The organism is Kribbella sp. NPDC020701, from assembly GCF_055562215.1.
In genome coordinates this window covers 307,090-327,362 of sequence record NZ_JBVHFT010000003.1, presented here as the reverse complement: position 1 = coordinate 327,362, position 20,273 = coordinate 307,090, and the positions used below count along the sequence as shown (strand labels likewise).

The 20,273-nt window shown below is 69.0% G+C and carries 12 protein-coding genes; 6 read left to right on the top strand and 6 right to left on the bottom strand.

Annotated features, from left to right (window positions below; all coding sequences use genetic code 11):
- Positions 1-141 precede the first annotated feature (141 nt).
- The 3 genes from ACZ3HV_RS08685 to ACZ3HV_RS08675 form a co-directional block, all read right to left on the bottom strand.
- A complete protein-coding gene (locus tag ACZ3HV_RS08685) occupies positions 142-786 on the bottom strand; it encodes a response regulator transcription factor (protein WP_465682283.1) in 645 nt (214 codons plus the stop codon).
- The gene (locus ACZ3HV_RS08680; RefSeq protein WP_465682281.1) at positions 777-2,510 is read right to left on the bottom strand and encodes a sensor histidine kinase; all 1,734 of its coding nucleotides are present in this window, start codon (positions 2,508-2,510) and stop codon (positions 777-779) included. Before ACZ3HV_RS08680 ends, ACZ3HV_RS08685 begins: the two co-directional genes overlap by 10 nt.
- A 128-nt stretch (positions 2,511-2,638) precedes the next feature.
- Positions 2,639-3,871 (bottom strand): aldose epimerase family protein, encoded by a 1,233-nt coding sequence (locus tag ACZ3HV_RS08675; RefSeq protein ID WP_465682279.1) that lies wholly within the window; start codon positions 3,869-3,871, stop codon positions 2,639-2,641.
- Between the two features lie 202 nt (positions 3,872-4,073).
- Between ACZ3HV_RS08675 and ACZ3HV_RS08670 the strand changes: the two genes are divergently transcribed.
- The 3 genes from ACZ3HV_RS08670 to ACZ3HV_RS08660 all read left to right on the top strand — a co-directional run bounded on the left by ACZ3HV_RS08670 (position 4,074) and on the right by ACZ3HV_RS08660 (position 7,833).
- Complete coding sequence (locus tag ACZ3HV_RS08670) at positions 4,074-4,673, top strand: isochorismatase family protein (RefSeq protein ID WP_465682277.1); 600 nt, start codon at positions 4,074-4,076, stop codon at positions 4,671-4,673.
- Between the two features lie 7 nt (positions 4,674-4,680).
- Positions 4,681-5,607, top strand: a complete 927-nt coding sequence (locus ACZ3HV_RS08665) for a GlxA family transcriptional regulator (protein ID WP_465682275.1) — start codon at positions 4,681-4,683, stop codon at positions 5,605-5,607.
- Between the two features lie 99 nt (positions 5,608-5,706).
- On the top strand, positions 5,707-7,833 hold the full coding sequence (locus tag ACZ3HV_RS08660) for an MMPL family transporter (RefSeq protein ID WP_465682273.1): 2,127 nt from the start codon (positions 5,707-5,709) through the stop codon (positions 7,831-7,833).
- A 38-nt stretch (positions 7,834-7,871) separates the two neighbouring features.
- Here ACZ3HV_RS08660 and ACZ3HV_RS08655 read toward each other — a convergent pair whose 3' ends face one another.
- Positions 7,872-11,012: a glycoside hydrolase family 3 N-terminal domain-containing protein gene (locus ACZ3HV_RS08655; protein ID WP_465682271.1), complete on the bottom strand. Its 3,141-nt coding sequence runs from the start codon at positions 11,010-11,012 to the stop codon at positions 7,872-7,874.
- 106 nt (positions 11,013-11,118) lie between these two features.
- Entirely contained in the window at positions 11,119-11,778 is a 660-nt protein-coding gene (locus tag ACZ3HV_RS08650) for a hypothetical protein (RefSeq protein WP_465682269.1), read from the bottom strand.
- Positions 11,779-11,958: 180 nt separating this feature from the next.
- On the opposite strand from ACZ3HV_RS08650, the gene ACZ3HV_RS08645 reads away from it, so the two are divergent.
- The 3 genes from ACZ3HV_RS08645 to ACZ3HV_RS08635 all read left to right on the top strand — a co-directional run bounded on the left by ACZ3HV_RS08645 (position 11,959) and on the right by ACZ3HV_RS08635 (position 18,760).
- Entirely contained in the window at positions 11,959-13,818 is a 1,860-nt protein-coding gene (locus ACZ3HV_RS08645; protein ID WP_465682267.1) for a S8/S53 family peptidase, read from the top strand.
- Positions 13,819-13,959: 141 nt separating this feature from the next.
- Complete coding sequence (locus tag ACZ3HV_RS08640) at positions 13,960-14,922, top strand: LLM class F420-dependent oxidoreductase (protein WP_465682265.1); 963 nt, start codon at positions 13,960-13,962, stop codon at positions 14,920-14,922.
- Between the two features lie 175 nt (positions 14,923-15,097).
- The gene (locus ACZ3HV_RS08635) at positions 15,098-18,760 is read left to right on the top strand and encodes a S8 family serine peptidase (protein WP_465682263.1); all 3,663 of its coding nucleotides are present in this window, start codon (positions 15,098-15,100) and stop codon (positions 18,758-18,760) included.
- 102 nt (positions 18,761-18,862) lie between these two features.
- On the opposite strand, the gene ACZ3HV_RS08630 is transcribed toward ACZ3HV_RS08635, so the two are convergent.
- Positions 18,863-20,221, bottom strand: a complete 1,359-nt coding sequence (locus ACZ3HV_RS08630; RefSeq protein ID WP_465682261.1) for a lytic transglycosylase domain-containing protein — start codon at positions 20,219-20,221, stop codon at positions 18,863-18,865.
- Between the last annotated feature and the right edge of the window lie 52 nt (positions 20,222-20,273).

Genomic DNA, 20,273 nt, shown 5'->3' with positions numbered 1-20,273 from the left:
TGTGCCGTCGTCGTCAGGCTGGTTCTGGATGATGCGGGTCTTCACGGTGCCTCCAGGGGTCTACCTCGAGGCTCGCGCCGCCGGGCGCGTTCGGCAGACCGGGTCACCGGTGAAGGAGGGGTTCGGGTTTCTGGTGTCCCGTCAGGCGCGCAGATACAGCAGTACGGCGAGCACCCGGCGGGATTCGCTGCGGGTGGACGGAATGCCGAGCTTGGTGAAGATGCCGGAGACGTACTTCTCCGCGGCCCGCAACGTGACCACCAGGTCGTCCGCGATGCCCTGGTTGGAGGCGCCGGTCGCCATCAGCTCCATGACTTGACGTTCGCGTGGCGTCAGCACGGCCAGCGGGTCGTCGCTGCGCCGTCGTTGCAGCAAGGTGGAGACGATCTTCGGATCGATGGCCGAGCCGCCACCGGCCACCCGCCGTACCGCGCCGGTGAAGTCCTCGACGTCGCTGATCCGGTCCTTCAGCAGGTAGCCGACGCCTTCGGCCGATTCGGACAGCAGTTGCATCGCCAGGCCGAGCTCGAGGTACTGCGACAGCACGAGCACCCCGACGCCGGGATGGTGCTCGCGGATCTGCAACGCCGCGCGCATGCCTTCGTCGTTGTGGGTCGGTGGCAGCCGGATGTCGAGGATCGCGATGTCCGGTGGGAAGCCGCGGACGTAGCGCAGCAGGTCGTCGGCATTGTCGTACGCCGCGACCACCTCGAAGCCGGCGTCACCGAGGATCCTGGTCAGTCCCTCGCGCAGCAGCACGCTGTCCTCGGCGATGGCTACCCGCATGGGATCTCCGCCTCGAGCCGGGTACCGCCGTCGGTGGGACTCCAGATCCGCAGCCGGCCGCCGATCGCCTCGACCCGGTCGGCGAGACCGCGCAGGCCCGACCCGCGTTCGGTGTCCGCGCCGCCGACGCCGTCGTCGCGAACCTCGACGACGAGTTGACCGGCGGACCGCGTGACGCGGACGGACGCCGTACTCGCGTGGGCGTGCTTGGCGATGTTCGTCAGGCTCTCGCTGACCACGTAGTACGCGGCGACCTCGACATGCTCGGGCAGCCGTCCGTCGGCCGCGACCTCCAGCATGACCGGGACGACAGCCTCGGCGGTGAGGGACTCCAGCGCGACCCCCAGACCATGTCCGGTCAGGACTGCGGGATGGATGCCGCGCGCAACGTCCCGGAGCTCGTCCAGCGACGTGGTGACCTGCAGCTTGGCCCGCATCAGGCGTGCCTTGGTGTCGGCGTCGCCGGCGGACCGGCCGGCGATCAGTCCGAGTTCGAGCGCCAGCGCGACCAGACGCTGCTGTGCACCGTCGTGCAGGTTGCGTTCGAGCCGCTTCCGTTCCTGCTGCTCGGCGTCGATGACCCGCGCCCGCGAACCCTGCAGCTCGTGCAGCCTGGCCCGCAGCTCTGCCTGGAGGCGGCTGTTCTCCAAGGCGATGCCGGCCGCTGCCGCGACCGCGTCCAGCAACTCGTGCTCGTCCTCGAGCGACCGGTCGAACTCGAGGGCGACGACGGGTTCGTCATCGCGATAGATGACCCGCGTCGCCCGCCCGTCGGCCACCTCGGGCAGGGTGACCGCATGTCCTTCGGAGTCGGCCCAGCTGCCGTACTTCGGCAACCAGAAGGCAATGGTCAACGAGGGATCGTGCAGGGCTCGCGCCAGCGGCTCGCGCAGGTCGCCGGCCGGGTGTGCGCGCAGGTCCATCAGCAACGTGCCGACATCGGTGCGGGCCAGCCGGGCGTCCAGCAGCCCGAGCAGGAACACGACGGGCGCGAGTCCGAGCGCCGCGAAGGTGACGTGCCGGATGGTCTCGATCTGCGGCCAGCCCCGCAGACCCGCGATGAACAGGATCGCGAGCATGATCAGTGCCAGCCCGAAACTGTCCACGAGCAACGCAACCGGCCGCCGGCGGACCAGACTCGCCGACGGTCGCCGTACCAGCACAACGGCGGCGCCGACGAGCAGCAGCACGCTCATCGTGATCAGCTCGAGCTGCTCGATCCGGCCGGCCAGGACCGGTCGCGTCGTGACGGTGAAGATGCTGTCCGGGTTGATCCCGAGCAGGATCTTCGCGAGCTGCAGGACCAGCGCGGTCGCGTAACCGCAGCCGACGACGAGGCGGCGGAGCCGTCCTGTCACCCGTCCGGTCGGATAGGCGAGGAACACGTGCAGGAACATCGCGGCCGGTAGCAGGTCGAGCAGATGACCGATCGAGAGCAGCACCGGCACGGTCGACCACTGCAGGGCGGTCAAGGCCATCACGAAACCGGTGGCGATCATCAGCGGACCGAGCCGGCTCGCCGGCCGGCGCCACCAGGCGAGGGTCCCGCTGATCAGGTACGGGATGGTGATCCAGTTGAAGAGCAGTGCCTGCAGGCCCGGCCGGACCAGTTCGTCGCCCGCCAGCGCGAGCGCGACCGAGACGACCAGCGTGCCGAAACCCGCCACGACGGTCGCCCACAGCGCCCACGGCCCCGGTCCGCGGGCCGGTTCGATCGTCGGCACCGCCACAACCTGTCACCCACCCTCTACCGCCACCCTGCGCTCGTTACCCCGCGCAGGCAATGCGTGGGCTCCGAACGGCATGAGGTGGCCCCGTCGGTGACGGGACCACCTCTCTGCGCGAGCCGGGGCTACTTGGTGCCGAAGGTGTAGATGGTGGTGGACCTGTAGGTTTCGCCGGGGCGCAGGATCGTGGACGGGAAGTTGGGGTGGTTCGGGGAGTCCGGGAAGTGCTGGGTCTCGAAGGCGAAGGCGTCGCCCTGGCGGTAGGCCTTGTTGCCGATTCCGAGGAACGTGCCGTCGAGGAAGTTGCCGCTGTAGAACTGGGCACCGGGCTGGTCGGTGTGCACGGTGACCGTGCGGCCGTGCTCGGGCTCGGTGAATCGGCCGGCGAAGCGGAGACCGTCGTCGTCCGGCTGACCGCCGAGGGCGAAGTTGTGGTCGTACCCGCGGCCGACGATCAGCTGCGGGTGGTCGTGCCGGATCCGGGCGCCGATCGCGGTCGGCTTGCTGAAGTCGAACGGCGTACCGGCGGTCGGTGCGAGCTCGCCGGTCGGGATCAGTCCGGCGTCGACCGGGGTGTACTTCGGAGCGTTCAGCTCCAGCACGTGGTCGTAGATGGTCCCGTTGCCCTCGCCGAGCAGGTTGAAGTACACGTGGTTGGTCAGGTTGACGATGGTCGCCTTGCCCGCGACGGTCGCGTGGTAGTCGATCCGCAGGTTGTCGCGCTTGTCCAGCGTGTACGTCACCGTGCTGGTGAGCTCACCGGGGAAGCCCATCTCGCCGTCGGGGCTGACGTAGGTGAAGGCGACGCCGACGGCCTTGTCGTTGCGGACGACCACCGCCTTCCATACCTTCTTGTCGAAGCCGATGGTGCCGCCGTGCAACGCGTTCTCGCCGTTGTTGATCGGGATCTGGTACGTCGTCCCGTCCAGCGTGAACCGGCCCTTCGCGATCCGGTTGCCGTAGCGGCCGATGGTGGCACCGAGGTACGGGCTGAGCGCCGCGTAGTCGGGCAGGTTGTCGAAGCCGAGGCTGATGTTCGTGGTCCGGCCGCGCCGGTCCGGGGTCTCGACGCGCTGGATGGTGGCCCCCCAGGTCAGCATCGAGATCGTCACCTGGCCGTTGGTGAACGTGTACACGTCCACCTGCCGGCCGTCCGGTGTGATGCCGAACGGATCCTTGCGAATCTCGAGCTTGCCGTGGTGTTCGCCCATGGCGGCCAACTTAGCGGTCGTACCAGCGGTGGAACTGGCCTGGGTGGTGGCCTCGGCGGTGCTGTTCAAAGCGCCCGCGGCGGCGGCACCCAAGCCCAGTGCGCCGGCGGTCCGGAGGACCTGGCGGCGGGGCAGGTGGTCGGGCATCGCAATCCCCTCAATCGTTGTAGAACGGCTTTTCGGCACGATAAGCACGCCAGACCAGTGTTTGGAACAGTTCGTAACAGTTCGAATTCGTCCGATGTCTCCGGTCCGATCGAGGGGATTGCCCGGTGCTGACCGGATCGGTCCGGTCGCGGCCCCGATCGGGTCTACTACGGGTACGACGTACGCCGCGAGGATGAGCGGTATGAGCCGAACCGCACTGATCGTGATCGACGTCCAGGAATCGTTCCGGGTCCGCCCGAACTGGGTGGCCGTGAACCACCCCGACATCGCCGAGCGGGTCGACCGCTTGGTCCACGCGGCCCGGGACTCCGGTGACCTGGTCGTCTGGGTCCTGCACACCGAGCCGGGCACCGGCGGCGCCTTCGACCCGGCGGAGGGCCACGTCCGGCTGATCGAGGGACTCGCGCCGATGGAGGGCGAGCCGCTGATCACCAAGACGTCCCACAACGCGTTCACCACAACGAATCTGCAGCAGCTCCTGACCCAGCACGGCGTCACCGACCTCGTGATCAGTGGTATCCGCACCGAGCAGTGCTGCGAGACCACCGCCCGGGTCGCGTCGGACCTCGGGTACGAGGTCGTGTTCGTCACCGAGGCGACCGCGACCACCCCGCTGCCGCACTGGACGATGCCCGCGGACGCGACCCTCGACGAGATCCTGGCCGACCCGCGGACGCTCAGCCCCGAGGTCGTCACCGAGCGCACCGAGTACGCCCTGGCCGGCCGGTTCGCCACCATCCGGACGCTCGACGAACTGACCGCCGTAGCCGTGTCATCCTGACTGGATCATGACTACCCAGGTCGTCTTCCTGCTGGTGCCGAAACTGCACCTGCTGGATCTGGCCGGGCCGGCGCAGGTGTTCTCGACCGCGAACGACCTCGGCTACGGCTACCAGCTGAGTTATGTGGCCGAGATCGACGAGATCGTCACCGCCCAAGGGGTGCCGGTGAAGGCGCGGCTGGACTGGCCGGACCTCGGTCCGGACGACCTGATCGTCGTACCGGGGTGGCGGTCGCCGCGGCTGTCGCCGGTGCCGCCGATCGGCCCGGAGACGCGCCAACGGTTGCGGAGTCACCACGCGGCGGGGGGATCGGTGGCGAGTGTGTGTTCGGGTGCCGACGCGCTCGGCGCGGCCGGGTTGCTGGACGGGCATCGGTACACCACCCACCACGACCTGACCGACGAGCTGGCGGCGCGGTACCCGAAGGCGACCATCGTCCGCGATGTCCTGTACGTCGTGGACGACCGCGTGATCACCTCGGCCGGGATCGCCAGCGGGATCGACCTGGCACTGCACCTGGTCGCGGTCGCGCGTGGTGCCGAGGCGGCGGCGCGGATCGCGCGGGAGATGGTCGTGTACGCGCGTCGCAACGGCGACGAACTGCAGGAGAGCGCGATGCTGCGGCACCGCGGTCACCTCAGTGACCTCGCCCATCGCGTGCAGGATCTGATCGACGCCCGGTACGCCGATCGCCTGCTGCTGACCGAACTCGCCCAGCAGATCGGGGTCAGTGAACGAACCCTGACGCGGATCTTCACCACTGCGACCGGCCTGACCCCGCTGCGCTACCAGCAACTCCTCCGCCTCGAGCGCGCCGAACACCTGATCGGCCACGGCACCACGATCGAGGCGGCGGCCCGAGCGGTCGGTTTCGAGGACGCCCGGATGCTCCGCCGGCTCCGCGCCCGCGCCGCCGAACCCGTCGCCGGGTAGAGGTAGGTCTACCTCCGGTGGGGGCGCAGGACTCCTGAGTTCCGCGCGCCGTCCAGCGAGGCTCGTTCTGTGAACAGAACGAGCGTGAGCAGAGGTTCGGTGACTGTACGGGTGGCGCGCTGGAGTGCCACCCATCCATGGCGGGCGATCGGCCTGTGGCTGTTGCTCGTCGTCGTGGCGGTCGGGATGTCGGTGGCGATCCCGAAGCAGCAAACTCAGGACAAGGACACCTGGGTCGGGCAGTCGGGGCAGGCGGCCGAACTGATCCAGCAGGCCGGACTCGCCGGCAAACCGGGTGAGACGGTGTTGCTGACCGATCCGGACGGACCGCTGGACAAGGCCGCCGCGACAGCGGCGATCGGCCGGCTCCGGCAGAAGTTCACCGCCCTCGAGGCGGTCCAAAGCGTTGGCCGGCCGGTCTGGTCGGAGAACGGCAAGGCAGCACTGCTGCCGATCGAGCTGAAAGGTACGGCGGACGACGCGGCCGACTCCATCGACAAGGTCGTCGCCGCCACCAGCGAGGTGCAGCAGGCCAACCCAGGCCTGAGCATCGCGCAGGCCGGGGAGGCCTCCCTCGACGCGGGCATCTGGAAGCAGGTCGGGTCCGATCTCGCGAAGGCGGAGAAGCTCAGCCTGCCGATCACCTTCGGGTTGATGCTGCTCGCCTTCGGCGCCTTGATCGCGGCCGGGATCCCTGTCCTGCTGGCGTTCTCGGCCGTCGGCGCGGCGCTCGGCTTCTACGCGCCGCTGTCCTACCTCTTCCCGGACGGTGGCTCGGTCGCGAACGTCGTACTGCTGATCGGGATGGCCGTCGGCGTCGACTACTCGCTCTTCTACCTCAAGCGTGAACGCGAGGAACGCCGCAAAGGCTGGGACACGTTGCACTCCGTCGAGATCGCCGCGGCTACCTCCGGGCACTCGGTGGTCGTGTCCGGTGTCGCCGTGATCGTCTCGATGGCCGGCCTGTACGTCGCTCAGGACGCGACGTTCGCGTCGATGGCGACGGCCACGATCGTCGTTGTCGCGGTGGCGGTCCTCGGTTCGTTGACCGTCCTCCCCGCCCTGCTCGCGAAGCTGGGGCACCGGGTCGACCGGCCGCGCGTCCCGCTGCTGTGGCGGCTCAACAGGCGCATCGGTCCCGGTGGGATCAGCCGCCGCATCCTGGCGCCTGTACTGCGTCACCCGCGGGCGGCCCTGTCGCTCTCGGCCGTCGTCGTCGTGGCGCTCGCCGTACCAGCACTCGGGATGAAGACCGAGTCGGGCGACCTGAACTCACTGCCGCAGAGCATTCCCGAGGTGCGCACTTTCAAGGCGCTGCAGGAGAACTTCCCGTCGCAGGGCGGCCTCTCGTACGACGTGGTCGCGCGAGGCGACGGTGCTGCCGCGGGGCTGGCTCGGTTGCAGGAGTCCGCCGTACAGAGCGGGAAGTTCGTCGTACCGCCGGCGGATGCGGTTCGGCAGTCTGGTGAAACCGCTGTGCTGACGGTCGTGTCGGTGTTGCCGGAGAGCAGTGGGAACGCCGAGGTTGCGCTGGACCAGTTGCGCGACGAGCTGGCGCCGGCCGCGTTGGGATCGACGACCTGGGCCGTGGGTGGAGAATCGGCCGACTCCGTTGACTATGGCAACAATCAGCGGGACAAGCTGCCGTGGGTGATCGCGTTCGTACTGGCGTTGACCTTGGTGATGATGGCGGTCACGTTCCGGAGCGTGGCGATCGCGCTGGTGACGACTCTGCTCAACCTGGCCTCGGTGGCGGCGTGCTTCGGGGTGCTGTCGCTGGTGTTCCAGCACACGTGGGCCGAAGGGCTGCTCGGGTTCGCCTCGGTCGGGTTCGTGGTGTCGTGGATCCCGCTGTTCCTCTTCGTGATCCTGGTCGGCTTGTCGATGGACTATCACGTGTTCGTGCTCGGCCGGATCCGCGAGGGTGTCGCCGAGGGCCTGACGCCGCGCGAGGCGGTGCGCAAGGGCATCACCGAGTCGGCCGGCGTGGTGACCAGTGCGGCCGCGGTGATGGTCTCGGTGTTCGCCGTCTTCGCGACCCTCGGCATGCTCGAGATGAAGCAGATGGGCGTCGGCCTGGCCGTCGCCGTACTGATCGACGCCACCCTGGTCCGGATCGTCATGCTCCCGTCGATCCTCGTCCTGCTGGGTCGCAAGGCGTGGTGGCCGAACCGGCTGTCCAAGCAGGCCCCGGATCCGGCCGAACGCGAACTGATCTCCGTGTGACCAGCTGAGGGGGTGGGCGATCAGCCCACCCCCAACCGTCAGCTTGCCTTGTAGGCCGCGATCAGCTTGCTGGTCGCGGCGTTCAGGCTTCCGGTCAACAGCAGATGCTCGGCGTCCGAGGTTAGCTTGGACGCCGGCTCGGTGAGGTTCTGGCCGATCTTGTTCTGGGCGATCCAGCGGGCGGCGCCGACGACGGCGTCGTCCTCACCGAACGCGTCCGCCGTGGTGCGCTCCAGATACTTCGCGGACTGGGCGACCGCCGCCAGGGCGATGGTTGCCTGCGGTCCCGACCAATCCTTGACCTGGAGCGCGACACCGGCCGCGATTCCGGCCGCCAGCGCGTACGGATCCTGCGTGCGCAGCAGGGTGTTCCGGGCCTCCGTCAGCTTCTGCCGCGCCGCGGCCTGCGTGGTCAGACCCCAGCCGTAGGGGTACTGCGGATCGTAGGAGGCGTCACCGACGTTCAGTGGCTGCTGGGCCCCGGTCCGCGGCCAGCTGACCGGGAGCCGGCCACTGAACGATCGCTTGCCGAACAGTACGTCGGCCACCCCGGCACCCTCGGTCCCCGGCAACCACGACGCCACCAGCGCATTGATCTTGCCGAGTTGGTCCGCGATCACCTGCGGCCGGCCGGACACGATCAGCACGACGCACTTCATCGCACCGCACACCTTGTCCACCGCGGCCTTGTCGGCATCGGAGAGCAGGAGGTCGTGACCGTTGCCCACGTCACCGATCCCTTCGGCGTACGGGCGTTCGCCGACCACGACCACGCCGACGTCGTGTCCCTCCAGTGGTGCGGAGGCATCCGCGCTGAACGTTGCCGTCGGGACCACCTGCTTGATTCCGTCCAGGATCGTCGTACCAGTGGTCGTCGCTCCGGAACCGCCTTGCCAGGTGATGCTCCAGCCGCCCATCTGGTTGCCCAGGTCATTCGCGTTGCTGCCGGCGACGTACACCTTCGCGGTGGATGCCAAGGGCAACAGGTTGCCGTCGTTCTTCAGCAGCACTTGGGACTTCGCCGCCGCCTCCCGGCCGACCGCGCGGTGGGCGGCTGACCCGATCGAGCTCGCTTGCGACGTGTCGGCATACGGGTGCTCGAACAGGCCCAGCTTGAACTTCTCGGTCAGGATCCGCCGGACCGCGTCGTCGACCCGGGACACCGGCACCCGGCCGGCGGTGACCTCGTCGGTCAGGCCCTGGGTGAAGCCCTGGTAGTTCGTCGGCACCATGATCATGTCGAGGCCGGCGTTGATCGACGTACGGATGTCGCTCGCGTAGTCGCCCGGCAGCTGGTCGATCGCCTGCCAGTCGCTGATCACGAAGCCGTTGAAACCCATCCGCTGCTTCAGCACACCGTTGATCAACTCGCCGTTCCCGTGCATCTTGACCGGAGCCTGGCCGTCGATCGCGACACTCGAGTACGACGGCATCACGGTGCCGACCCCGAGATCCACGGCGGTCTCGAACGGCGCCAGGTGCAGCGTCTCCAACTGCTGGCGAGTGACCTCGGTGATCCCCTGGTCGATCTTGTACGAACCCGTCGTCGACGATCCGTACGTCGTTCCGCCGTCGCCGACGAAGTGTTTCGCGGTCGCCAGTACGTGGTTGTTCTGCGCGAGCTGGCTGCCGTCCGCCTTGCCCTGCAGGCCGGTGATCACGGTCGCCATCGACTGCACGAGCGCCGGATCCTCGCCGTACCCCTCGTACGCGCGGCCCCAGCGGTCGTCGCGGACCACGCAGACGCAGGGCGCGAAGTCCCACGGGATGCCGGTCGCGCGGACCTCGGTGGCGGTCACTTCACCGGTCCGCTTGGCGAGGTCCGGGTCGCGGGTGGCGCCGATGCCGATGTTGTGCGGCAGGATCGTCGCGCCGACCACGTTGTTGTGACCGTGGACGGCGTCCACGCCGTAGATCAGCGGGATCTGCAGCCGGGTCGCTTGCGCGTTCAGCTGGAAGTTGTCGATCATCGCGGCCCACGCGGCCGGGGTGTTCGGCGTCGGCACCGAGCCGCCGCCCGACAACAGCGAGCCGAGTGCGTACGTCGCGATGTCGGTGCGGGACCGCAGTGCGTTGCGCTCGGCCTGGGTCATCTGGCCGACCTTCTCGGCCAGAGTCATCCGGGTGAGCAGGTCGTCGACGCGCTTCTTCAGCGGGAGCTTGGGGTTGAGGTACGGGAGATCGTGGGCGTTGATCACCACGACCGGCTGGGTCGCGGGGGCCTTCGCGCCGGTGACCGTGAGCTCGAGCGGGATGGTCTCCGCGGCCTCGGCGGTGCGGTCCTTGCGGGTCGTGACGGCCACGGTCTGTGCGGTGCCGGACGGCGTACCGGCGGGGAAGGTGAGCGTGCCGGACACGGGGGTGTAGTCGTCGGCGCCCGCGCTGCCGGTGCCGGTCTTGTAGTCGACGGTGACCGGCTCCTCGAGCGGGGTGCCACCGGTCGTCGCGACCGAGACCTTCACCTGCGCGGTGCCGCCCTCCTTGACCGGGTAGACGCCGGCGTCGGTGACGACGCTCGCCTTCAGCGCGGGATCCACCTTGCCGTAGATCTCGACCTGGTCGATCGCGAACTCACCCGGCGAACCGACCGGCATAGTGATCGCGTAACCCCACATCTGGGTCAGGTTGAGCACCTGGTCGATGCCACCGACCGGCTGGTAGTCGGTGCGGTACGCAAGTTCGCTGAAGGGGATCTCGACCAGGTGCCAGCCCTGCCAGTCGTCGGTGAAGCTGGTGTTCCACAGCTCGGAGGCCTCGGCGTTCGCGCCGCCGTCCTTGATCTCGAAGAAGATCCGCTTCCCGGAGCCGGGTGGCAGCGGTGCGGTGTTCTGGCCGTACCACCAGAACCGGATCCCCTTGTACGCCGACCAGTCGCCGGGGTTCACGTCGTACGTCACGTCGTGGCTGAAGCCGCCGTACCCGCTGATGTTGTAGGTGCCGTGCAGCACCTTCTCGCCGGACGGGGCGTCGGCGCGGGTCTGCAGTTCCATCGTCGGCGGGTCGTCGGCATCGCTGCCCCACCCGAAGATGCCCGCGTTCGGCGGGAACGCGAACGGCTCCCCACCTTCGAACGCCGCCAGCACGATCGGCGCCGGATCATCGGCTGACGCCTGGAGTGGCAACAGTCCGGCGACCAGAGCCGCCGCGGCGACCAGAGCTGTCCGACGAAAACCACGCATGGCCGCTCCCCACGTCCGCGCGAGCCTCACACCCACGTCCGGCCCCGACTCTCAGCTCTCCCCGCCCCCAGGTCAAGACCCCACCGGTTCCGGAACTAGAGCGCTCTCACGCCAGGACCGGAGCCATATGAGCCCGCGGTCCAGCGCAGTACCGGAACCGCACAAGCTCCGCCTCCGCAACCGTGACCTCGCCGATCTCGGTCCTCCGATGCGCACCCACCCAGTCGACCAGCTCCTCAGGCTGCGCGACCGCGGTGGTGAAGTGCAGGAGGTTCAGGTACCAGATGTCGCGACGACCATGCGGACGTTCGAACCACCCATCCGGCCCGAGCTCGGTGGCGAGCCGATCCATGAACTCATCGGCACTCGCGTCGAGGGGGACAGCGCAGGCCATCACGCTGCCGGGGGTGAGGGTGAGGCCGGTGACGCGGAAGCGGGTCGGGCCGTGGACGGCCCGGGCTAGCGCGGATCGGTAGCGCTTGATCGCGGCGTCGTCGGGTGGGATGACTTCGCGGTAGCCCTCGAGGGCGCGGACGGTGAGGTGGGCCGATCCACGCTGGCCTGTTTGCCAGTGGCCGGGACCGGCGAGGGCCGCGGCGTCGGTGGTGAGGGTGTCCAGGTGGCGACTGAGAGGACTGTCCAGGGGTGGGCGGAGGACGGCGCTGACGGGCCAGCGGCCGCCTTCTTGGGGGAGCGCGTCGCGCTGGTGGTGGCCGGTGGTGATGAGGGGGACGGCGGTGGCGAAGAGCTCGTCGAACTTGGGCACATGATCTCCCTTGACGTTGGTCGGGTAGGACGCCGGGGGCATGTCATCGGTTGGTGGGATCTGGACAGTGGGGCGTTGGTGCGTGAGTGTGTTGGCGGGGCTGCGGGGTCGGGTGGAGCTCTTGGGGGCTGGCTTTCGTGGTGTCTGCGTTCTCCGAGGTGTGTGAGGCGAGGAGGAACTGTGAGAAAGCTGGCCTGTCTACTGAGTGGTGTGGCGTTGATCGTCCCGATGGCGATCGTCGCCGCTGTCCAACCCGCCACGGCGGCTCCGGCTGCCGCTGCGGCCGAGCCGTCCAAGATCCCGACCTTGCTGCGGCAGACTGCCGAGCTGGCCAAGGCCTCCGCGGCGGCCAAGGCAGGTGCAGTCGATCCAGAAGCCCGCTCGCTGGGCGTCGGCGCCAGTGGCCGGATCGGCGTCCAGGTGTACGCCGCGGCACCGGTGACCGCGGCGCAGGAGGCGGACCTGTCCAGGCTCGGCGTGTCCGTCCTGACGAACTCGGCCGACTTCAAGGCGGTCCCCGGTGCGGCCCTGCCGAGCACCGGCCTGGTGTCCGCCTCGGTCCCGTACGACAAGCTCGACGCGGTTGCCGCACTTGGTTGGGTGGCTGCCTTGCGGCCGTCGCTGCGGCCGGCCGTCGACGTCGGCCCGATCACGGCCGAGGGCGTCCAGGTGCACAAGGCCGACAAGGCGCAGGCCCGCGGCCTGACCGGTCGTGGTCAGAAGGTCGGCGCGATCTCCGGCGACGTCGACCACCTGGCCGACTCGATCGCCCAGGGTGAGCTGCCCAAGAACGTCCAGGTCCTGAGCCAAGCCGACTACGAGGATGACGAAGGCACCGCGATGCTGGAGATCATCCACGACATGGCACCGGGCGCGAAGCTCGCGTACGCCAGTACGCGCGACACCCTCGCGCAGTACGTCGAGGCCTTCCACGACCTGGCCGCCGCCGGCGTCACGATGATCGCCGAGGACATCGCGTTCGACGACGAGCCGGCGTTCCAGCAAGGCATCGGTGCCGCCACGGCCGAGGGTCTGGCCAAGCACGGCATCTGGGTCAGCTCGTCGGCCGGGAACCTCGGTGGCAGGCACGCGCCACGCGTGACCGCGACCGGAACCGGCAGCGGGCCGGACGGTGTCGTCGGGCCCTTCACCGGTTGCCCGAACGCGCCCGACAACGTGGTGAAGCTGCGCGGCGCGGACACGACGTACGACCTGAACCTGCTGCCCGGCGCGGCGATCCTGCCGACCCTGCAGTGGAGCGAGCCGCGGGCGATCTACCCGACCGCGGGACAGGGCGGCTTCACCGACCTCAACCTGTATCTGATGGACGCAGCCGGTACGACGTGCCTCGCGGCCAGCAACGGAGTTCAGGCCAACGGGGTCGGCGACACCATCGAGCAGTTCATCTACGAGAACACGACCACCGTGGCGCAGCCCGTCAAGCTGGTCGTCGACGTCCAGGGCACCTCGACGGCTCGCAAGGCGCCGATTCTGGATCTGCGCTGGCGTGCGCTGTCGGCCGGCGTACAGACCATCGACCCGCCGGAGCGGGCCGGTTCGATGAACCCGGACTCGAACTACCTGGGCTTCGCGACCAGTGCCGGTGCCGTCAACGCCAGTCTGTCGGTGGACCCGAAGACCATCGCGCTGGAACCGTTCAGCGCGGCCGGTCCGACCCAGATCATCACCACCACGCGCTGCCCGGGCGGAAAGCCGGGCCCGTGCAAGGGGATCTCCGGTGGGTCGTCAAGGAGCTTCCCAGCGCCGTACTGGGCCGCCGCCGACGGCGTCTCCGTGAGTGGAGCCGGCGGGTTCGGGTCCGGCGTCTGTCCGACGACGGTCCAGGGTGAGTGCCGCTTCTTCGGTACGTCGGCCTCCGCGCCGACCGCCGCCGGTGTGGCAGCGCTGACCAGACAGGAGTTCGGTGGCCGGTTGGCGCCGGTGGCGCTGAACGCGATTCTCGCGCTCCGTGCCGTCGACCGATCGGGACCCGGCTTCGGCGCGGGCGTCCTGAGCGCTCGGGGACGTAGCGCCCCGTAAGCCAAACACGTGTGGCCCCTGGGTGCATCCGGCGTACGGGTGCACCCAGGGCGCATTAAGAAGTTCTAGTGGTCCGATTGAGAACGAATTCAGTAGTCAGAGTGATAGACCCCGACCGGCGTCGCCGGAAAGGATGTCAGCATGACTACACGTTTCGGGATTTTCGTCCCGCAGGGCTGGAAGATGGATCTGGCGCAGATCGCCGATCCGATAGAGCAGTGGGAAGCGATGACGGACGTCGCCAAGCGGGCCGACGACCAGTCCTGGGACTCGATCTGGCTCTTCGACCACTTCCACACGGTGCCGGAGCCGACTGACAACACCACCTTCGAGTGCTGGAGCGCGACGGCCGCGCTGGCGCGCGACACCACGCGGGTGAACATCGGCCAGATGGTCGGCTGCAACGGTTACCGCAACCCGGCGCTGTACGCGAAGATCGCGTCCACCGTCGACGTCGCCAGCCACGGCCGCCTGTACGCCGGGATCGGCGCGGGCTGGTACGAGCACGAGTGGAAGGCCTACGGCTACGAGTGGACCGACATCCCGCCGCGGATGGCCGCCTTCCGTGAGGCCACCGAGATCATCTACAAGATGTGGACCGAGGACAAGCCGGTCTACAACGGCAAGCACTACTCGATCGACGCGCCGATCAACGAGCCGAAGGGTGTCCGCAAGCCGCACCCGAGCTTCTGGATCGGCGGCGGTGGCCCGAAGGTCACGCTGAAGCTGGTCGCACAGTACGGCGACGCCGCGAACATCGGCGGGGGCAACCCCGAGGTGATCCGGGAGAAGGCCGCGATCCTGCGCGGGCACTGCGAGAAGGTCGGCCGCGACTACGACGAGATCATCAAGTCGACGTCGTTCAACGTGTTCCCGATCGACAAGGGTGACGACCCGACGCGGGCGACCGAGAAGGCCCTCGGCCCGATGGACCGGGAGAAGTTCGACAAGGACAACCTGATCGGCACCGAGGACGAGATCGCCGCCAAGGTCGAGGCCTCCCTCGAAGCCGGCGCCGACTACATCATCTTCTACGTGCCCGGCGTGGCCTACGACCTGGACCTGGTCGACCGGGTGGAGCAGGTAGCCAAGCGCTTCGCCTGAGGAAAGAAGTGTGAGTGAGAGACCGGGTCGAGCAGGTGGCCAAGCGGTTCGCGTGATGGCTGGTATCGGTCATGGCGGGTGTTTGACAACTCCAGTGGTGGACCGGGGCTAAGGGCAACTGTCAGGCTCCCGGCGATGGCCTCGCGTGGGTCGGGGCATCGGGAGGTGTCCGCCTGTGTTTGCCCGATCGTCCCGGCTCGCGAGGAGCCTGCTCGCCGCGGTGGTCGTCAGTTCCCTGCTGCTGACGACCACCGCGAATGCCGACGGCCCCGACGGCACAGTCGCCAAGCCGACCCCAGGCGCGAGTACGCGGCTGATCACCCTGGTCACCGGTGACGTCGCCGAGCTGACCACGAGTTCGAACGGGCAGGTCTCCGCCCGGCTGACCAGCGACGAGCCGTACTACTTCGGCAGCTTCGACGGCGAGCTCAGCCTGGTTCCCGCCAAGGCCTACCCGCTGCTCACCGAGGGCCGCCTGGACAAGCGGCTCTTCAACCTCACCGAGCTCGTCGCGCAGGGGTACGACGACGCGAGCAGCGACCGGCTGCCCCTCCTCCTCACCGCGCCGGCGACCCTGCGCAGCGCGCCTTCCACCCCAGCGGCCGCGACACTGCGCCGTACCCTCCCCAGTGTCGACAGCAGCGCGGTCACCGTGCAGAAGTCCGACGCCAAGTCCTTCTGGGACAGCATCAGCGGCCCCACCACTCTCAAGACCGGCCAGGTCACCAAGATCTGGCTCGACGGCCGCACCCACGCCACTCTCGACCAGTCCACGGAACAGATCGGTGCCCCGACTGCGTGGAAGGCCGGGTACGACGGCCATGGCGTCAAGGTGGCCGTCCTCGACACCGGGTACGACGCCGGCCACCCCGACCTCGCCAAGCAGGTCGTCGCGTCCGAGAGCTTCGTCCCCGACCAGGCGGTCCAGGACCTGCACGGCCACGGCACCCACACCGCGTCGATCGTCGCGGGCCTCGGTACGGCGTCCGACGGCCAGCGCAAGGGTGTCGCACCGGGCGCGGAACTGCTGATCGGCAAGGTGCTCGACAACAGTGGCGGTGGCTACGACTCCGAGGCGATCGCCGGCATGGAGTGGGCCGTCCAGCAGGGCGCGAAGGTCATCAGCATGAGCCTCGGCGGCTGGCCGACCGACGGCACCGACCCGATGAGCCAGGCCGTCGACGAGCTGTCGAAGTCCAGCGGTGCCCTGTTCGTCGTCGCCGCCGGCAACGCCGGCGACGAGGAAACCGTTGGTTCTCCCGGTACGGCGTCCGAGGCGCTGACCGTGGGCGCGGTGGATCGCGACGACAAGCTGGCGAACTTCTCCAGCCGCGGCCCGCGCCTCGGCGACGGCGCGATGAAGCCCGAGGTGACGGCGCCCGGCGTGGAGATCGCGGCCGCCCGGGCCGCCGGCACTGAGCAGGGTCACGTGCTCGGCCAGTACTACACCGCGATGAGCGGCACCTCGATGGCTACTCCGCATGTTGCCGGCGCCGCTGCGATCCTGGCCCAGCGTCACCCGGACTGGACCGGCCCGCAGTTGAAGGCCGCCCTGGCCGCGACGGCGGTTCCGTCCAAGGACGCGCGAGCGGACCAGCAAGGCCTCGGCCGGGTCGACATCCCGAGCGCACTCGACCCGAAGGTGCTACCGGACACCGCGAACCTGTTCTTCGGTGACCTCTCCTGGACCGGACCGACCGCGCCCGCCCCGGTCACCCGCACAGTTGCCTACCGCAACAACTCGAACCGGCCGATGACCCTCGACCTGACCGTCGGCGCCCAGTCACCCGCGAAGGTGAAGGCCGCTCTCACCGTCAAGCCCGCACGCCTGACCATCCCGGCCAACGGTACGGCGTCCGCCACGGTCACTCTCGATCTCGCCGAGACCCAGCCGGCCAAGTACTCCGGCATCCTCACCGCGCGGACCGGAAACCAGTCGTTCCGGACCGGGCTCGGGTTCGCGGCCGGCGGCCGGCTGAACCAGGTGACCGTGAAGGCGATCGGCCGGGACGGTCAGCCGGCCACTGCGGCGGCCGGCGCGAGCGGCGTGCAGTTGTGGAACCAGGACACCGGTGCCGTGGACGGGATTGCGTTCGACGACACCGGCAGCCGGACTCTCGACGTACCGACCGGGCGCTACAGCGTGATGGCGTACGCGATGGGCGGCGACGAGGCCGGCTGGGGGAACTCGGTCACCTTGCTCGGGGACCCGGACGAGTGGATCGACAGCGATCGGACGTACACCTTCGACGCTCGTAAGGCGCACAAGGTGACGGTGAAGACGCCACGGCGGGCCGACCTGCAGAGCATCGGGATCGCCTGGCACCGCAAGGTCGGCGACCGGGACGCGGTCTCCGGCTGGGGATTCGACGAGCGGGTCAGCGACAACGTCTACGTGCAGGACTTCGGAAAGGTTGCCAACGGCACCTTCCAGGTCGTGCAGCGCTGGGACCTGGCGGAGCCGATGCTGACTGTCGACGTCAGTGGCGTGGGCAGCAGCTTCCGCCTGCCGACCCCCGCCCAGGGCGACTTCCGGAAGGTGTACGTCGGGACCGAGAAGCTCCCGCTCTACAACGGCGGCGACGGGACGGCGGGCGAGCTGGCCGGCGCCAAGGACAAGGTCGCGCTGATCCGGTTCCGCTCGAACGACGACACGCAGGCGCAGGTCAAGTCGGCCAAGGACGCCGGCGCCAAGGCGGCCTTCATGTACAACGAGGCGTCCGGCTTCTGGTCGAGCATGGTCAGCGAAGACTTCCCGTTCTACATGCTGCGGGCGGAGCAGGGGAGGCAGCTGCTCGACCTGCTGGCGAAGGGCCCGGTTTCCCTGCAACTGAACGGTTTGCTCGACAGCACCTACCGGTACGACCTGGTCGTCGGGCCATCGACGGTGAAGGGTCCGTTGACGTACGACTTCGCGAAGCTGCGGCCGGCCGTGGTGACCACGGACTTCCAGCGCAACGACGCCTGGTACCTGCACACCGACCAGCGGGTCGCCCACCTGCCGGGAATCCTCGTCGGGCTGACGTCGACGCGGTCCGTGACCGGACCGGTCACCCGCACCGACTACCTGGCCACGGATCTCAACGGCGTCACCTGGGACGAGAAGACGCGCGCGGGGGAGTGGAACGAGTCCGGCTTCGAGAACACGCTCCCTCGCGGCTACCGCCCGAACGAGAAGGTCACCCGCGACTGGTGGGCGCCCTTGATGCGCCCAGCGGTGCCGGAAGCGTCGGGTGACGAAGCGCAGGGCTGGCCGCCGGCTCGCTTCGAGAACGCGCTGCGGATCGCGATCCCGCAGTACGTGAACGGCGACCGGACCATCTACGGCTGGGGCGACCGGGGTGACGTGACCAGTCTCAAGCTCAGCAGCAACGGGGTCGAGGTCGGCAGCAAGGACTGGTCGGTCGCGCAGTTCGCGGTGCCGGCGAAGGCGGCCTGGTACGACCTCACGCTCGACCAGAAGCGTGGTCCGAACAGTTGGGCGACCACGTCGACCGCGACGCACACCGAGTGGCACTTCCTGTCCAAGCCGGCGAAGAGTCGGGCCGTGCTGCCATTGGTCCAGGTTGACTACAGGCACTCCGACGGTTGGCTCGAGCTGACGCCGGCGTACCAGCCCGGGGTCCATGGGCTCGCGATCTTCCGGACCACCGCGGAGATCTCGTACGACGGGAAGACCTGGCAGCGACTCGCGTTGCGGGGACTCGGCGGGACCGTCCGCGCGCAACTGCCGGCGGCTCCGGGCGATGCGTCGTACGCGAGCATCCGGGTGACGGCGACGGACCTGATCGGCAACAAGGTCAGCCAGCGCATCGAGCGGGCCTGGCCGGTGAACTGAACGTTAAAAGGCGACGCCACGAAGCCGGGGGGGTGTGCTCCGTGGCGTCGCCGGAGGCGCGCCCAGGGAGGGGTGGGGGCAGGCGCGCCGGTCTTGGAAGGGTCAGTTCCCGAGGATGCCTCCACCGAGAACGCCCAGCAGTCCGAGCAGGGACAACAGGTTGCGGATGACCTGGTCGACGGCCTTCGCGCCGCCGGTCTGGTAGGCCGTCACGCACTTCTGCAGCTGGTCCTGGGTCGGCTTGGTGATCGTCACCTTCGTCAGCTCGGACTGGCAGTACTGCGTCGCCGTGGTCAGCTCGCCCACCGTGCTGCCGACGGTGCCGACGATCAGGCCGGCCGCCGTCTCCAGGGTCGCGAGACCCGGCGCGGGCGGCTTCGTCGTGACCGGCGGGGTGGTCGGGACCGTGGTCGGCGGCTTGGTGGTCGGCGGCTTGGTGGTCTGGTCGTCCGTCGGCTTACTCGTGGTCGGCGGCCGCTTGGTCGGGTCAGTCGTCGGCTTGCCGCCCTGTTCGTCCGTGGTCGTCGGCTGGACCGTCGGATACGTCTCCTGGTCGGTCGCCTGCGGCAGGTTGTCGTCCGCCGGGGCGTCGATGTCCGGGTCGCCGACCTGGTCACCGGCCCGGTCGACACCCTGCTCGTCGTCCTCGGTCCCGTTGCCGACCGCGATCCAGCTGCCACCGGCATACGCCTTGGCGATGCTCACCACGAGGTCGACGTACTGCTGGGAGTGGTTGTAGCGCAGGACGGCCGAGTTCAGATCGGTCGCCTTGGAGAGGTCGGTCTTGCCGGAGCACAGGTAGACCGCGGTGGACATGGCCGCATCGTCGATGTCCTGCGGGTTCCGCACGCCGTCGCCGTCACCGTCGACGCCCATGGTCCGCCAGGTGCCCGGGATGAACTGCATCGGGCCGACCGCGCGGTCGAACGCCCCGTCACCGTCGAACGCACCCGCGTCGGTGTCGGAGATCTTGGCCGTGTTCACGCCGTCCAGCCGCGGGCCGTAGATGCCCGGTACGGCGACGCCCTGTGAGTTCAGCGCGTTGCCGCCGAAGCGGCCGTGGTTCGACTCGACGCGCCCGATCGCGGCCACCAGGGTCCAGGGCAGGTGACAGGCCGGGTCCACCTGGGCCAGCACCTGTTGGGCTCGTGAGTATGCCTTCAGGGCTGCGTTCGGGATCCCGTTGCGCGACAGGCCGGAGACGACCTGGGTCGGCCGCTCACCCGGATCGACACCGTGGCCGAGGACACCCGGCACCGGCACGTTGGCCGGCTCGGCGATCGGCTGCTTGGGCACGACGACCGGACTCTTCCCGGACAGACCCTGCTCCAGCGACGCCGTGGCGACGGCCGGATCGTCCGTGGCACTGACGGTGAACGCGCTCGCGAACAACGCCAACGGGATGAGCGGCGCCACCTGACGCCACCCGCCACTCGTGGCGCGGCGCTTGCCCTTCGCCATCGATGATCCCTCCGTGACTCATCGACCTGCCCAGCCCCACGCTGTGGACACG

Bases quoted from the DNA above. Each gene is read 5' to 3' on its own strand.
- ACZ3HV_RS08630 (WP_465682261.1), bottom strand. From the start codon at position 20,221: ATGGCGAAGGGCAAGCGCCGCGCCACGAGTGGCGGGTGGCGTCAGGTG.
- ACZ3HV_RS08675 (WP_465682279.1), bottom strand. From the start codon at position 3,871: ATGCCCGACCACCTGCCCCGCCGCCAGGTCCTCCGGACCGCCGGCGCA.
- ACZ3HV_RS08685 (WP_465682283.1), bottom strand. From the start codon at position 786: ATGCGGGTAGCCATCGCCGAGGACAGCGTGCTGCTGCGCGAGGGACTG.
- ACZ3HV_RS08640 (WP_465682265.1), top strand. From the start codon at position 13,960: ATGACTACACGTTTCGGGATTTTCGTCCCGCAGGGCTGGAAGATGGAT.
- ACZ3HV_RS08665 (WP_465682275.1), top strand. From the start codon at position 4,681: ATGACTACCCAGGTCGTCTTCCTGCTGGTGCCGAAACTGCACCTGCTG.
- ACZ3HV_RS08655 (WP_465682271.1), bottom strand. From the start codon at position 11,012: ATGCGTGGTTTTCGTCGGACAGCTCTGGTCGCCGCGGCGGCTCTGGTC.
- ACZ3HV_RS08670 (WP_465682277.1), top strand. From the start codon at position 4,074: ATGAGCCGAACCGCACTGATCGTGATCGACGTCCAGGAATCGTTCCGG.